Below are 14603 nucleotides of genomic sequence, written 5' to 3'. Positions count from 1 at the left end.
GCAGGAGGTCGCGTCCCGTCGTGCCGACCCCCTCTGGCCTGCCGGCCATCTCCCCCTCAAGGAGGGAGATTGGCGCCGCGGCGTTGGCGCATCTCCTCGCAGCGCGGCTGCAAAGCATAAGCGCACTGCCGACTCCCTCTGCGGAGCACCGCACAATCACTGCGGAAAACCGAACACTCCGCAGCGTCACCCCGCTCTATCATTCCCTCAGGCAACGGCGCCCCGGCGGTCGCGTCCGCCCCCGCGTCTGTCGATCGGCCGGGGCGATTTTTCTGTGCATGCCGTTGTCCCAAAACCGCTGGGCACTTTTGGGCGGCATGCATCAACAACAGGGGAACGACGATGAAATTCATGCTGACCAACCGCAAACTGCACCCGCAGGCCAAACCCGTCGCCGAGGACTTCAGGACCGGCGGCATCAACCGCCGCGAATATCTGGCGCTGATGGCCGGCCTCGGCGTCAGTGCCGCCGGCGCGTTTGCGCTGGGCGGGCTGGCCCCCACCCCTGCCCGCGCGGCAGAACCGAAGAAAGGCGGCGTCCTGCGCGTCGCCATGAACGTCAAGGGCTTCAAGGACCCGCGCACCTTCGACGGCGTGGAGATGTCGAATGTCGCCCGCCACTGCAACGAATATCTGGTGCGCTGGAACACCGACTTCTCCTTCGAGCCCTGGCTGCTCGAAAGCTGGGAGGCGAGCGACGACGCCAGGACGCTGACCCTGCATGTGCGCAAGGGCATATCCTGGTCGAACGGCGATGCCTTCAACGCCGACGATGTCATTCACAACCTCACCCGCTGGTGCGATGCCTCGGTGCCGGGCAATTCGGTCGCCGCGCGCATGGGCGCGCTGGTCAACGCCGACACCAAGAAGGTCGTCGACGGCGGCATCGCCAGGGTCGATGACTTCACCATCAAGCTCAACCTGCCCAAGCCTGACATTTCGCTGATCGCCGGCATGGCCGATTATCCGGCATTGATCATGCACCGCTCCTATGAGGGCGACGGCGATCCCCTGAAGGCGCTTGCCATCACCACCGGCCCCTGCGAGCTGGTCAGCTGGGATGCCGAGACCGGCGCCGAGGTGAAGCGCAACGATAAGCCGTGGTGGAAGGGCGAATTCCACCTCGACGGCATCAAATGGGTCGATTACGGCTCCGACCCCAACGCCATGCTGTCGGCCTTCGAATCCGGCGAGATCGACACCGACCACGAAACCGCTTCCGACGCCGTCTCGCAGACCGAGACGATGGGGCTGATGAACTCCGAGATCGCCACCGGCTCGACCATCGTCGCCCGCTTCAATGTCGCCAACGCGCCCTATGACGACGTCAAGGTGCGCCGCGCCGCCCAGCTCGCCGTCGACAATTCCGCCGTGCTGGCGCTCGGCCTCGGCGGCCGCGGCAAGCCCGCCGACAACCACCATGTCGGCCCCATGCACCCCGAATATGCCGATATCGGCCCGGCCAGGCGCGACGTGGAGCAGTCGAAGAAGCTGCTTGCCGAGGCGGGCAAGGCCGACCACGAGTTCGAGCTCATCTCCGTCGATGTCGAATGGCAAAAGAGCACCGGCGACGCCATCGGCGCGCAGATGCGCGAGGCCGGCCTGAAGATCAAGCGCACCGTGCTGCCCGCCGCCACCTTCTGGAACGACTGGAGCAAATACCCCTTCTCCTGCACCGAATGGCTCGGCCGCCCACTCGGCGTCCAGGTGCTGGCGCTGGCCTACAAATCGGGTGCGGCCTGGAACGAAAGCGCCTACGCCAACCCCGAATTCGACACCCTGCTCGACAAGGCGCTGGCGACGCCGGACGCCAAGGCGCGCAAGGAGATCATGGGCAAGATCGAGCAGAATTTGCGCGATTCAGGCATCATCATCCAACCCTACTGGCGCTCGGTCTACCGGACGTACCGCAAAGGCGTCGAAGGCTGCGAACAGCACCAGGCGCTGGAGCAGCATTTCGAGAAGGTTTGGATTGAAGGGTGAGAAGCGGTCCGCGGTAGCGGACGTAAAGCCAATTGCTTGGCTTTACGAGCCTCGAACGGCTCAGGACGGTTACTGTTGGCGCCAGAGCAGAACCCCTCACCGCCTCACTCCGTCACGCACCCCTCATCCGTCTCGGCGCTGCGCGCCGATCCCACCTTCTCCCGCAGTGGGAGAAGGTCAGAAGCGTCAGCGCCCTTCAAGTGCGGGGCTAGTGGGTGGATCGCTGCGATCATCTCCGGCATCCGGATGCGGCTGGAAAATGGCCGGCGCGAATGCCAGTGAGGCAGTTGCCTGAGCCCGCGCCGGCCATAGGCGAACCTAGGTCCGCCGCCCGGATTCTTTACCGCCCCGCTGATGCCCGATCAACCAGGCCGGACGTTTGGGTACGGAAGCGAACAAAGCCTCACCGCGAAAGAGCCGGACGGTCGGGATACAAAGAATTCCTGACTCTGCACTGTTGGCGGCTAATCTCCACCGCGCAGCGTCAACGCCGCGCTGGCGGGGGCCCGCTTTCGAAGCAGGCCATCGATCCACCGGATCGATGACTTGGCGCGCCGCGCGCGCCAACCGGCTTCTCAATCCCCCATCTTCAGCGCCTGGATAAACGCTTCCTGCGGAATATCGACCTTGCCGAACTGCCTCATCCGCTTCTTGCCTTCTTTCTGCTTGTCCAGCAGCTTGCGTTTGCGCGAGACGTCGCCGCCGTAGCATTTGGCGGTGACGTCCTTGCGCAGCGCCGAGATGGTTTCGCGGGCGATGACCTTGCCGCCGATGGCGGCCTGGATCGGGATCTTGAACAGATGGTTCGGGATCAGCTCCTTCAGCTTCTCGCACATCTGCCTTCCGCGTTTTTCCGCCGCCGTGCGGTGCACCAGCATGGAAAGAGCATCCACCGGCTCCTCATTGACCAGGATCGACATCTTCACCAGATCGCCTTCCTTGTAGTCGGTCAGGTGATAGTCGAAAGAAGCGTAGCCCTTGGAGATCGACTTTAGCCGGTCGTAGAAATCGAAGACGACTTCGTTGAGCGGCAGATCGTAGATCAGCATGGCGCGCTTGCCGACATAGGACAGGTCGGCCTGGATGCCGCGCCGGTCCTGGCAGAGTTTCAATATGCCGCCGAGATAGTCGTCCGGCGTCAAAATGGTGGCGCGGATCCACGGCTCCTCGATCGCCGAAATCTTCACCACGTCGGGCATGTCGGCCGGGTTGTGCAGTTCCTTCATCGAGCCGTCGGTCAGAGCCAGCCGGTAGACGACGGATGGCGCGGTGGCGATCAGGTCGAGGTTGAACTCGCGCTCCAGCCGCTCCTGGATGATTTCGAGATGCAGCAGGCCGAGGAAGCCGCAGCGATAGCCGAAGCCGAGGGCCGCGCTGGTTTCCATTTCATAAGAGAAGGAAGCGTCGTTGAGGCGCAGCTTGCCGACCGCGGCGCGCAGATCCTCGAAATCGGCGGCGTCGACCGGGAACAGGCCGCAGAACACCACCGGCTGCGCCGGCTTGAAGCCGGGCAGCGCCTTGGCGGTGGTGCGCTTGTCCTCGGTGATGGTGTCGCCGACGCGGGTGTCGGCCACTTCCTTGATCGAGCCGGTGAAGAAGCCGAATTCGCCAGGGCCGAGCTCGTCGACATTGATGCGGGCCGGCGTGAACACGCCGGTACGCTCGACCAGGTGTTTTGCGCCGGTGCCCATCATGCGGATGGTCTGGCCCTTTTTCAAAACGCCGTCGATGACGCGCACCAGCACGATGACGCCGAGATAGGCGTCGTACCAGCTGTCGACCAGCATCGCCTTCAGGGGTGCGGTGGCGTCGCCTTCGCGCGGCGGCGGCAATTGGTGGACGATGGCTTCCAGAACGTCGGGAATGCCGAGACCGGTCTTGGCCGAGATCAGCACGGCGTTGGAGGCGTCGATGCCGATCACCTCCTCGACCTGCTCGCGGATGCGCTCGGGCTCGGCGGCCGGCAGGTCGACCTTGTTCAGCACGACGACGATCTCGTGATTGTTGTCGATGGCCTGGTAGACATTGGCCAGCGTCTGCGCCTCGACGCCTTGAGAGGCATCGACGACCAGCAGCGAACCCTCGCAGGCGGCGAGCGAACGCGACACTTCATAGGCGAAGTCGACGTGGCCGGGGGTGTCGATCAAATTGAGGATATAGTCCTCGCCATTGTTGGCGTGGTACTTCAGCCGCACCGTCTGCGCCTTGATGGTGATGCCGCGCTCGCGCTCGATGTCCATCGAGTCCAGCACCTGCTCCTTCATGTCGCGCAGCTCCAGTCCGCCGGTCAGCTGGATCAGCCTGTCGGCAAGCGTGGATTTGCCATGGTCGATATGGGCGACGATGGAGAAATTGCGGATGTGGTCGAGGGGCGTGCTCATGGCGCGCGTTTAGCAGGGGTGGCTTGCCCGAGCAAGCGGCAGGCTGCCGCCGCACATCTGGTGCGGCCCGTTGCCTGGCAAGCCGTACAGCCGCTGCCGCGAAAGCAGAGCAGGCCGCTGCCGGGCAAGCGGTGCGGGCGCTTGTCGCCTTTTCCCCCGGATTGCTCGAAAAATCGATAAATTTTAACCACGCCTGTTAGAGCATAATTTGCGATCGGCATGTTAGCGGGGGGAAATATCTCATGTAAGGACGAAGGCATGCGGGGGCTTGCAGGTAGTTTTATCGAGTCGCGGAGCGGCTCGTTCGCACCGATACTTGTTCTCGCCATGATACCGCTGATCACCGCGATCGGCTTTTCCGTCGACTACACCTCCGGGGTTCAGACCAGGTCGACCGAGCAGGCGGCACTCGACGCCGCGATCCTGTCGATCACCACGATGGACACGGCCTCGACGAAGCCGCAGCGCCAGGTGGTGCTCCAGGATACCTACAGAGAAAACGGCGGACAGGGCACCGCGACCTTGAACAGCTTCGACGTCAGCGCCAACGGCACCGCCACCGCGCAGGCCTCGGCGAGTTTCGCCATGAAGACCGTGTTCATGCAGATCGCCAGTATCCCCACGGTGGCGATCGGCGTCACGTCGGCGGTGAACAAGGCGCCAGCTTTGGTGGAGGCGACCTTCAAGGTCACCGGCGTGTCGGGCTACTGGAACAAGACAATGACGCTCTACGGCACGATGTTCGGTGCGAAAGAGGGCAAGCCTCTGATGACGATCGATTACAAATACGGCGGCGGCACGGATCCCAAAGGGTACGGCACCACCACCGTCAGCAAGATCGACAGTCTGGGCGTCGCCACGGTGGCCCAGACGCAGGTTTGCAAGGTCGGCAAAAAGGCGCCTGACGGGGTGACGCTCAACACAGACCAGTTTGGCACGAAATATTACTGTGTCGACACGATGGCTGCCGGCAACACCGCCGGTGCCTCAATCGACGTCAGCCAGATGGCTGGCCTATATCTGCAGATGAACGTCCCATCTGGCAATCCGCAAAACCTCTATTCGAACGATCCGGCCACGTCCAACCGGCTCTATAGCTCGACAAGCAAGGACATCCCCCCGGCCGAAATGGCGACCGGCCAGATCGTTGATATCTTTGGCCTCGTTCCTTGTGGCTCGACAGCCTACCAGGCCTGGGAAGACGGCGGCAACAAGGTCCCGGCGCCCGTCAGCAACGCCGACTTCTTCTACAACGTCACCGGCAAGTGCGACTTCAACAAGCGGCCCAACAACACGCGGCTGACGCAGTAGAAGCTGCTCTTCTTGCCTTCTTCCCTTGTGGGAGAAGGAAGAACGCTAGCGATCACAAACCTGTGAGCGCTGTAACGAAGGCGCCGACAGCGGCGAAGTGGGGATATCAGCGGTGCTTCCAGGCGCCGCCGCCCACGGAGCAAGCCGATGTCCCGCAAGTTCGTCACAGTGTCCAGCCTCTCAGCGCTTGCGCTGGCGGCGTCGCTCGGGGCGGCGGCCGCGCAGCCGCTCAGCGTGGTCGAGCTGTTCACCAGCCAGGGCTGCTCGTCCTGCCCGCCTGCCAACGCCAATCTGATCAAGGTCAAGGACCAGCCCGGCGTGCTGGCGCTGTCGTTCAACGTCACCTACTGGGACTATCTCGGCTGGAAGGACATTTTCGGAAAGCAGGAATTCACCCAGCGCCAGGTCAGCTACGAGCCGCCGCTCGGCCATGACGGCCCGTTCACGCCGCAAGTGGTGGTCAATGGCCGTGCCGACGTCGTCGGCGCCGCGCCCGGCGAGATCGAAAAGCTGATTTCGGCGAGCGGCCAAACAAGCGGCCCGTCGCTGTCGCTCGATGGCGCCAAGGTCAGCATCGGCGCCGGCGCCGCACCTGGCGGCCACGCCGATGTCTGGCTGGTGCGCTATGCCAAGGGCATCGTCGAGGTGCCGGTGTCGCGCGGCGAAAACACCGGCCGCACCTTGCCGCACGCCAATGTCGTGCATGCGCTCGAAAAACTCGGCGGCTGGACCGGCGCGGCCGCGACGTATCCGCTGCCCGCCACATCCGGCGGCCTGAGCACCGCCGTGCTCGTGCAGTCGCCCGGTGGCGGACCGATCCTGGCCGCCGCGACAAACTAGATCACGCTTCAACAAGAGATTGCGCAACGCCGCATGGAGCGGCGCCGCATAGCACGGCCGCCAAGAGGGCGCGCCTTCACGACCAACCCAAGGAGATCATCATGACCATTTCCCGCCTGACGCTGCCGGCGCTCGCTCTCGCTTTGTGCTCGACGGCGCTGTTTGCCGGCGGCATCGCCCGTGCCGACGACGCGACCAACGCGATGAAGCCGGCTGCAAATGCCATGAAACCGGCCGCGGATGCGATGAAGCCTGCAAACGATGCAATGAAGCCGGCCGATCCGATGGAAACCAATTCCATGAAGCCGGCCGCCGACGCCATGAAGCCGGCGGCGGATGCGATGAAACCGGCGACGGATGCGATGGCTCCGGCCAACTAGTTCTGCCGTGTCTCAGCCGTTCATTCACAAGGGCGGCCCTTGGCGCTGCCCCTCACCTGCCCGCCGGCATCCTCTCCCCGTATAGTGACGGGGAGAGGGTCGCTCATCGACGGTTTCGCCAATCATCGGTGTTGCAGGTAGAAACGCCAGCGTCGCGGCCAGTCGCTCTCTCCCCGTTTACGGGGAGAGATGTCCGGCAGGACAGTGAGGGGCAGCGCTGACGGTAAGATTCCGCATTCGGCGCACGCGAATGTGCGTCGCGCCGCACTGTTTAATGCAATAGACTGATCCCTATGGAAGCCACGAGGAGTGCAACCATGACCAACATCAAGATTTCAAACCGTTCGCTCGGCTTTGTCAAAGGCGCCCTCGCCGCGCTTGCACTTGCCGCCGCTGGCGCCGCCTTCTGGCTGACGCCGGCGGTTTCGGCTGAGGACGCGGTGAAGATCCCGCCGCCGGCAATCGACGAGAAGGCGGCCACCGGCACTGAAAAGGCGATCTTCGCCGGCGGTTGTTTCTGGGGCGTGCAGGGCGTCTTCCAGCACGTCAAGGGCGTCACCAAGGCCGTCTCCGGCTACTCCGGCGGCGACAAGGACACCGCCGTCTACGAGACGGTCGGCTCAGGCCGCACCGGGCATGCCGAATCCGTCGAGATCACCTACGATCCATCGAAAATCACCTATGGCCAGCTGCTGCAGGTCTATTTCTCGGTCGCCCACAACCCGACCCAGCTGAATTTCCAGGGTCCGGACTCCGGCACGCAATACCGCTCGACGATCTTCGCCGAAAACGATGCACAGAAGAAGATCGCGCAAAGCTACATCGCCCAGCTCGACCAGGCCAAGGTGTTCCCGGAGCCGATCGTCACCACGCTGGAAACCGGCAAGACCTTCTATCCGGCCGAGAATTACCATCAGGATTTTCTGACGCTGAACCCGACCTATCCCTACATCGTCTACAACGACCTGCCCAAGGTGGCGAATTTGAAGGCACTGTTCCCGGCGCTCTACAGCGACAAGCCGGTGCTGGTGCTGTCGGCGAGCAATTGAGCTGAGCGCTGTTAATCTCCCCCCCTTGAGGGGGAGATGGCCGCGAAGCGGCCAGAGGGGGGTCGGTCCGACTGGGCTCGGCCTCTTGCGATAGAAGGAGGTTAGCGCTCCACGCGCGGCGACCCCCTCTGTCGCCTCTGGCGACATCTCCCCCTCGAGGGGGGAGATTACCCTGTTCATTGTTATCAAAACTTCATCATCCCGAGATGCGCCTGAAACATTGACGCTGGATTTTGGTGGCACCGTTCAAGCCATCCAGGAGACAGCCGTGAACAAGCTTTCGATGACCCGCCGCGCTTTTGTCACTTCCGCCAGCGCCGTTGGCCTGGCCGGCGTTTCGGGTCTGGCGCTGCCCTACTACTCGCGCGCCAATCAGCGGCCTTCCTTCACCCATGGCGTCCAGTCGGGAGATGTCGACGCCACCAGCGGCGTGGTGTGGACGCGCACCGACCGACCGTCGCGCGTCATGTTCGAGGTGTCGTCGACGGAGAATTTCGCCAGTGCGACCCGCCTGGCGCCGCTCGATACGTCGCCGGCCAGCGATTACACGGTCAAGCGGCTGCTCACCGACCTCGCTTCCGATCAGGATATCTTCTACCGCATGACATCGGCCGATCTCGCCGACATCAACGCCGTTTCGGAGCCGATCACCGGCCGTTTCAGGACGGCGCCAGCCTCGAAGCGCGACATCCGCTTTGCCTGGTCCGGCGACACCGCCGGCCAGGGCTGGGGCATCGACGAGACCGGCATGAAGACCTACGCCACGATCGGCAAGCACACGCCTGACTTCTTCCTGCATTCGGGCGATACCATCTATGCCGACGGCGCCATGAAGGACGAGGTCGACCTGCCCGGCGGCGGCAAGTGGAAGAACGTCGTGCTGATCGACGGCAAGCGCAAAGTCGCCGAGACGCTGGACGAGTACCGGGACCAGTGGAAATACAACATGATGGACAGGAGCGTGCTCGGCCTGAGCGCCATCTGCCCGACTTTCTACCAGTGGGACGACCATGAAGTGCTGAACAACTGGTCGGATTCCAAGGATCTCAGCGCCGACAGCCGCTACACGGAAAAATCCATCCACGTGCTGGCGGCCCGCGCGGCGCGGGCTTTCCACGAGATGACGACGATCCGCTACGAACCGTCCGAGCCCGGCCGCGTCTATCGCAAGATCGCTTATGGGCCGCTGCTCGACGTGTTCTTCCTCGACATGCGCTCCTATCGCGGCCCCAATGGTCCCGACATGCAGGATGAGATGACGCCGCAATCGCGTATGCTCGGCGAGCAGCAGACGAAATGGCTGAAGCGCGAACTGGCGAATTCGAAGGCGACCTGGAAAATCATCGCCGCCGACATGCCGCTCGGCCTCGTCGTCTGGGACGACGGCACCAAGAAGGTTGGCGCCGAAGCGGTCGCCAACGGCGACAACGGCCCGGCCAAGGGACGCGAGCTCGAGATCGCCGACCTGCTGCGCTTCATAAAGAATGCCGGCATCAGCAACACCGTCTGGCTCACCGCAGATGTGCATTACACGGCCGCGCATTATTACAACCCGGACAAGGCGCAGTTCCAGGAGTTCAATCCGTTCTGGGAATTCGTCTCGGGTCCGATCCATGCCGGCACGTTCGGTCCCAACGATTTCGACATGACGTTCGGTCCGGAGTTGAAGTTCATCAAGGCGCCGACTGCCGAACAGGGACAGAACCTGCCGCCCTCGGCCGGTCTGCAATTCTTCGGGCTGGTCGATATTTCAGGCGCCAGCGAGCAGATGACGGTGCGGCTGATGGATCGCGACGACAACGAACTCTACAAGGTGACGCTCGACCCGGTGCGGTCGGCGTAAGCGCACTTCTCAACCCTCCCCCTTGTGGGGAAGGTCGGCGGCGGCTTCGCAAAGCGAAGCTGGCGAGACGGGGCGGGGGGTGAAGCGCTGACTAGTCCGGGTAGCAGACCATGGGGATATTCGGCCAGACGGCGCTGTCGCAGTTGGCGGCGTCCTGCCGCTGCTTGAAGGCGGCGCTGACCGGGCCGGTCACCATCGGGTCGACGCCGTCTGGTGCGTCGGCGAAAATCTGCTCGGCCGACTGTGCCTCTGACGGCAAGGCAGGCCGTGATTCCTTCATCGTCGCGGCCGACTGCGCGGCGTTGGCCGCCAGCAGGACCGCGAAGGCAACGGACGCGATGAGCGGCCAGAATCGGTTGAGTTTATCGGTCATGACGTTTGAACTGCCCGGGCCCCAAAGGGTTCCCGCCTTGGTTAACAAAATCATCTCACACGCAGATGCTTAAGATTTGATGAGTATTTGGTGACGCTCCTCCTCTTTCGCAACTGCGAAAAACCCTGTATGAGCCGCGCAACCGAAAGAGGCAGCGCCTTTTGGCCTGCTGCCTGCAACGCTTCCGAGACCAGAACATGAAAATCCGTAATATCGCGATCATCGCGCACGTCGACCATGGAAAGACCACCCTGGTCGACCAGCTTTTGAAGCAGTCCGGCTCCTTCCGAGACAATCAGCGCGTCGCCGAGCGCGCCATGGATTCCAACGACCTCGAAAAGGAACGCGGCATCACCATCCTGGCCAAGGCGACTTCGGTCGACTGGAAGGATACCCGCATCAACATCGTCGACACCCCCGGCCACGCCGATTTTGGCGGCGAGGTCGAACGCATCCTGTCGATGGTGGACTCAGCCATCGTGCTGGTCGACGCAGCCGAAGGGCCGATGCCGCAAACCAAGTTCGTCGTCGGCAAGGCGCTTAAGGTCGGCCTGAAGCCGATCGTCGTCATCAACAAGATCGACCGTCCGGACGCCCGTCACGTCGAGGTGGTCAACGAGGTGTTCGACCTTTTCGCGGCGCTCGACGCCACCGACGAGCAGCTCGACTTCCCGATTCTGTACGGTTCAGGCCGCGATGGCTGGGTTTCGGAAAATCCGGAAGGACCCAAGGACCAGCAGCTGGGACCGCTGTTCGATCTCGTCATCAAGCATGTGCCGGAGCCGACCGTTCATCCCGGCCCGTTCCGCATGATCGGCACCATCCTGGAAGCCAATCCGTTCCTCGGCCGCATCATCACCGGCCGTATCGAGAGCGGCACGCTGAAGGCCAACCAGCCGGTCAAGGTGCTGCACCATGACGGCACCCAGATCGAAACCGGCCGTATTTCGAAGATCCTGGCCTTCCGCGGCCTCGAGCGCCAGCCGATCGAAGAAGCGCAGGCGGGCGACATCGTCGCCATTGCCGGCCTGTCGAAGGGCACCGTCGCCGACACGTTCTGCGACCCGAGCGTGAGCGAACCGCTGCATGCGCAGCCGATCGATCCGCCCACCGTGACGATGTCGTTCCTGGTCAACGACAGTCCGCTGGCCGGCACCGAAGGCGACAAGGTGACCAGCCGCGTCATCCGCGACCGCCTGCTGCGCGAAGCCGAAGGCAATGTCGCGCTGAAGATCGAGGAATCGCCCGACAAGGATTCGTTCTTCGTCTCCGGCCGCGGCGAATTGCAGCTGGCCGTGCTGATCGAGACGATGCGCCGCGAAGGCTTTGAAATCGCCGTGTCGCGTCCGCGCGTCGTCATGCAGAAGGGCGAGAACGGCGAATTGCTGGAGCCGGTCGAAGAAGTCGTCATCGACGTCGATGAGGAGCATGCCGGCGTCGTCGTGCAGAAGATGTCCGAGCGCAAGGCCGAGATGGTCGAACTGCGCCCGTCCGGCGGCAATCGCCAGCGCATCGTCTTCCACGCGCCGACCCGTGGCCTGATCGGCTACCAGTCGGAGCTTTTGACCGACACGCGCGGCACCGCCGTGATGAACCGGCTCTTCCACGCCTATGAGCCCTACAAGGGTGAGCTGCCGGGCCGCACCAATGGCGTGCTGATTTCCAACGAACAGGGCGAATCGGTCGCCTACGCCATGTGGAACCTGGAAGATCGCGGCCCGATGGTCATCGATCCGGGCGTCAAGGTGTATCAGGGCATGATCATCGGCATCCATAGCCGCGACAATGATCTTGAAGTGAACGTGCTCAAGGGCAAGAAGCTGACCAACATCCGTGCCGCCGGCAAGGACGAGGCGGTCAAGCTGACGCCGCCGATCCGCATGACGCTGGAACGCGCCCTGGCCTGGATCCAGGACGATGAACTGGTCGAAGTGACGCCGAAGACCATTCGGCTGCGCAAGGTCTATCTCGATCCGAACGAGCGCAAGCGGTTCGAGAAGTCATCCAAGGTGGTCGGCGCGGCGTAAGCTCTCTATTTTCCGACAGTCGATAGGGGCGGAGCAACCAGTGTTCCGCCCCTTTTTCGTTCATCCACCGGCAGCCGAGATGATGGCCTGCCGATCGGCCTCGCCGGCCAGATCGATGCGGATCGCGATTCCCGCGCGGGTAGGCTTGCGCAGGGCCTTTGCGCCATCCGGGTCAACGATGAGCAGCCGCCTCTCCTCCAGCGCCTGAAGCCGTGATCGCGAAATGCCGAGTTCGCCAGCGAGCAGCCGGTCGAGTCGCAGCGATGTCGGCATTTCCAGTCCAAGCTGGATCTCCAACACGGTCGCGGCTTCCCCGGTGTCGCCGAGCCTGCGCTTGTGAATGCTGACATCGGAGAACTCCTCGACGCGCCCGATCCGGTTGCGCAACGCGATTACATCGAAGGCATGACGGTGAGCGAGTGCAGGATCGTTGCGTTCGAGCGCCGCCAGCAGCGTCGGGTCGATGTCGCGGCGGTTGCAGCGCTCGAAAATGCCGAAATTCCAGGAGTTGTCGCAGTCGATGCAGCGATAGATCAGCCACACGTCGATGCGTTTGCCGTTGGCGTTGACGCGGAATTTCCCGCTGCTGCAATAGGCCTTCACAGTGCCGCAACGATTGCAGCTGATGAGCGGCCGAGGTGGGGTTTGGGGTGCGATCGTCCAATGGATACGCTGAAGTCCAGACATGCCGATAAGCCCTTCCCGTCGGGAAGTTCATCAGGCCGGCGATGTCGAGATGCCCATGCGGGCGCGGCGTGGCGGTCGCTTGCTATGATCGGAAATCGGATGTCACGGGCAGCAGCGCGCAACAACGGTTCAGCAGTGCCAAACCGGTCTCGAACCGCCGCCCAGAAGAACACATGAAATGAAAACAGACACCGCGAATGCGGTGTCATGCAGTGTGTCGGGGGAGTTGACGAGACCGGCGGCTACGTAGGCAAAGTGACGCTCAAAATTGTTTCGCGGCGGCCTTTCTAACCGCGAGATGCTGGACCGACAAGGGTCTTTTGTCGGTGCTACCGCAGCCGAGCCACTTGCGCTAATATCCGAAATCGAAGGTTTTCAACCAGAGACCCCGGTTATGCACGCCACCTCGCTCCTGATTTTCGCCGCCGCTCTGTTCGTTGCCGCCGGTTCGCCCGGTCCCTCGATCGCGGCGCTTGTCGCGCGCGTCATCTCGAAAGGGTTTCGCGACGTGTTTCCGTTCCTGCTCGCCATGTGGATCGGCGAGGGCATCTGGCTGTCGCTGGCGGTGTTCGGCCTGGCTGTCGTGGCGCAGACCTTCCATTTCGCCTTCGTCGTGGTGAAATGGGTCGGCGTCGCCTATCTCGCTTACCTCGCCTGGAAAATGTGGACCGCGCCTGTCGATGCAAAAGAGGGCGAGATGCCGCGCGAGGATTCTCCGGCAAAGCTGTTCTTCGCCGGCATGGCGGTGACGCTTGGCAATCCCAAGATCATGATGTTCTACCTGGCGCTGCTGCCGACCATCATCGACCTCGCTTCGGTCAGCATCGTCGGCTGGGTCGAGCTGACGGCGACCATGGCCGTGGTGCTGGTCGCCATCGATCTCGGCTGGGTGCTCGCCGCATCACAGGCGCGCAAGCTTTTGAAGAGCAAACGCGCCATGAAGATCGCCAACCGCGTCAGCGCGACGACGATGGCCGGCGCCGCGGCGGCGATTGCTGCTCGCTAATCTTCCCCTCGGCCCGTTTACGGGGAGAAGGTGGCCCGAAGGGTCGGGTGAGGACAGCGCAACGTCGGCCCTCGATTCACGGATTTTGGTGCCGCCCCTCATCTGCCTGCCGGCATCTTCTCCCGTAAACGGGGAGAAGAATGCAAATTCACCGTGCCATGGCGTGGTATTCGTCGTTCGGGCGCATGTCGATTGCCGCGGCCACCCGGTTCGACATGTTGAAGAAGGCAGCGGTCGAGGCGATGTCCCAGATGTCGCGGTCGGTGAAGCCGGCCTGACGCAGCGCGGCCCGGTCTGCCTCGACGATCTTGGCCGGCTCTTCGGTCAGCTTGACGGCGAATTCGAGCATTGCCACCTGCCTGGGCGAAAGATCGGCGGCGCGGAAATTCATCGCCATCATTTCGCCGAGCGGCGGGTCGCCGGAGATCTGGCGCACCGCCGCGCCGTGCGCGGTCAGGCAATAGTAGCAATGATTGATCGAGGAGACGGCGACCGCGATCATCTCGCGTTCCAGCTTGGTTAGCCCGGACTCACCCAGCATCAAATCGTTGTACATGTCGGTGAAGGCGCGCAGCTTCTTGTCGTCGAAGGCATAAGCCCTGAGCACGTTGGGGACGAGGCCGAGCTTCTCCTCGCATTTGGCGAAATAGGTTTTTGTCGCCTCGCTCAGCTCTCCCTGGCCAAGATCAAGCGCGCTGATTTTGCCGGTCATGGGTCATTTCT

General features: G+C 63.0%; 12 protein-coding genes. 8 read left to right on the top strand and 4 right to left on the bottom strand.

The annotated features are described in order from the left end of the window. The first annotated feature begins 342 nt into the window (after window positions 1-342). Entirely contained in the window at window positions 343-1983 is a 1641-nt protein-coding gene (locus EOB80_RS16750; RefSeq protein WP_127328645.1) for an ABC transporter substrate-binding protein, read from the top strand. A 575-nt stretch (window positions 1984-2558) separates the two neighbouring features. On the opposite strand, the gene lepA is transcribed toward EOB80_RS16750, so the two are convergent. After that, the gene (gene lepA, locus EOB80_RS16745; RefSeq protein ID WP_127328644.1) at window positions 2559-4364 is read right to left on the bottom strand and encodes a translation elongation factor 4; all 1806 of its coding nucleotides are present in this window, start codon (window positions 4362-4364) and stop codon (window positions 2559-2561) included. Between the two features lie 258 nt (window positions 4365-4622). On the opposite strand from lepA, the gene EOB80_RS16740 reads away from it, so the two are divergent. The 5 genes from EOB80_RS16740 (at window position 4623) to EOB80_RS16715 (ending at window position 9787) form a co-directional block, all read left to right on the top strand. Next, the gene (locus tag EOB80_RS16740; RefSeq protein WP_127319761.1) at window positions 4623-5675 is read left to right on the top strand and encodes a TadE/TadG family type IV pilus assembly protein; all 1053 of its coding nucleotides are present in this window, start codon (window positions 4623-4625) and stop codon (window positions 5673-5675) included. Between the two features lie 147 nt (window positions 5676-5822). Then, window positions 5823-6515 carry a DUF1223 domain-containing protein gene (locus EOB80_RS16735; protein ID WP_127328643.1) on the top strand — a complete coding sequence of 231 codons (693 nt, stop codon included), beginning with the start codon at window positions 5823-5825 and terminating at the stop codon, window positions 6513-6515. Between the two features lie 101 nt (window positions 6516-6616). After that, on the top strand, window positions 6617-6895 hold the full coding sequence (locus EOB80_RS16730) for a hypothetical protein (protein WP_127328642.1): 279 nt from the start codon (window positions 6617-6619) through the stop codon (window positions 6893-6895). Between the two features lie 317 nt (window positions 6896-7212). Continuing rightward, entirely contained in the window at window positions 7213-7944 is a 732-nt protein-coding gene (gene msrA / locus EOB80_RS16720) for a peptide-methionine (S)-S-oxide reductase MsrA (protein ID WP_127328641.1), read from the top strand. A gap of 268 nt (window positions 7945-8212) precedes the next feature. Continuing rightward, on the top strand, window positions 8213-9787 hold the full coding sequence (locus tag EOB80_RS16715) for an alkaline phosphatase (RefSeq protein ID WP_127328640.1): 1575 nt from the start codon (window positions 8213-8215) through the stop codon (window positions 9785-9787). A gap of 91 nt (window positions 9788-9878) precedes the next feature. Here the strand turns inward: EOB80_RS16715 and EOB80_RS16710 are convergent, their stop codons facing one another. Further along, window positions 9879-10160, bottom strand: coding sequence for a hypothetical protein (locus EOB80_RS16710; protein WP_245466367.1), 282 nt, complete (start codon window positions 10158-10160; stop codon window positions 9879-9881). Between the two features lie 197 nt (window positions 10161-10357). Here EOB80_RS16710 and typA point away from each other — a divergent pair, with 197 nt between their 5' ends. After that, a complete protein-coding gene (gene typA, locus EOB80_RS16705) occupies window positions 10358-12187 on the top strand; it encodes a translational GTPase TypA (protein ID WP_127328638.1) in 1830 nt (609 codons plus the stop codon). Window positions 12188-12247: 60 nt separating this feature from the next. On the opposite strand, the gene EOB80_RS16700 is transcribed toward typA, so the two are convergent. Further along, window positions 12248-12874 carry a DUF1062 domain-containing protein gene (locus tag EOB80_RS16700; protein WP_127328637.1) on the bottom strand — a complete coding sequence of 209 codons (627 nt, stop codon included), beginning with the start codon at window positions 12872-12874 and terminating at the stop codon, window positions 12248-12250. Window positions 12875-13268: 394 nt separating this feature from the next. Between EOB80_RS16700 and EOB80_RS16695 the strand changes: the two genes are divergently transcribed. Beyond that, window positions 13269-13880: a LysE family translocator gene (locus EOB80_RS16695; RefSeq protein ID WP_127328636.1), complete on the top strand. Its 612-nt coding sequence runs from the start codon at window positions 13269-13271 to the stop codon at window positions 13878-13880. Between the two features lie 148 nt (window positions 13881-14028). Here the strand turns inward: EOB80_RS16695 and EOB80_RS16690 are convergent, their stop codons facing one another. Then, window positions 14029-14592: a peroxidase-related enzyme gene (locus EOB80_RS16690; protein ID WP_127328635.1), complete on the bottom strand. Its 564-nt coding sequence runs from the start codon at window positions 14590-14592 to the stop codon at window positions 14029-14031. Window positions 14593-14603: the final 11 nt, after the last annotated feature.

The organism is Mesorhizobium sp. M7A.F.Ca.MR.245.00.0.0 (assembly GCF_003997415.1).
Taxonomy (GTDB): Bacteria; Pseudomonadota; Alphaproteobacteria; order Rhizobiales; family Rhizobiaceae; genus Mesorhizobium.
Note: the sequence above shows the minus strand (reverse complement) of the source record. Positions and strands in the feature narration are given on the sequence as shown.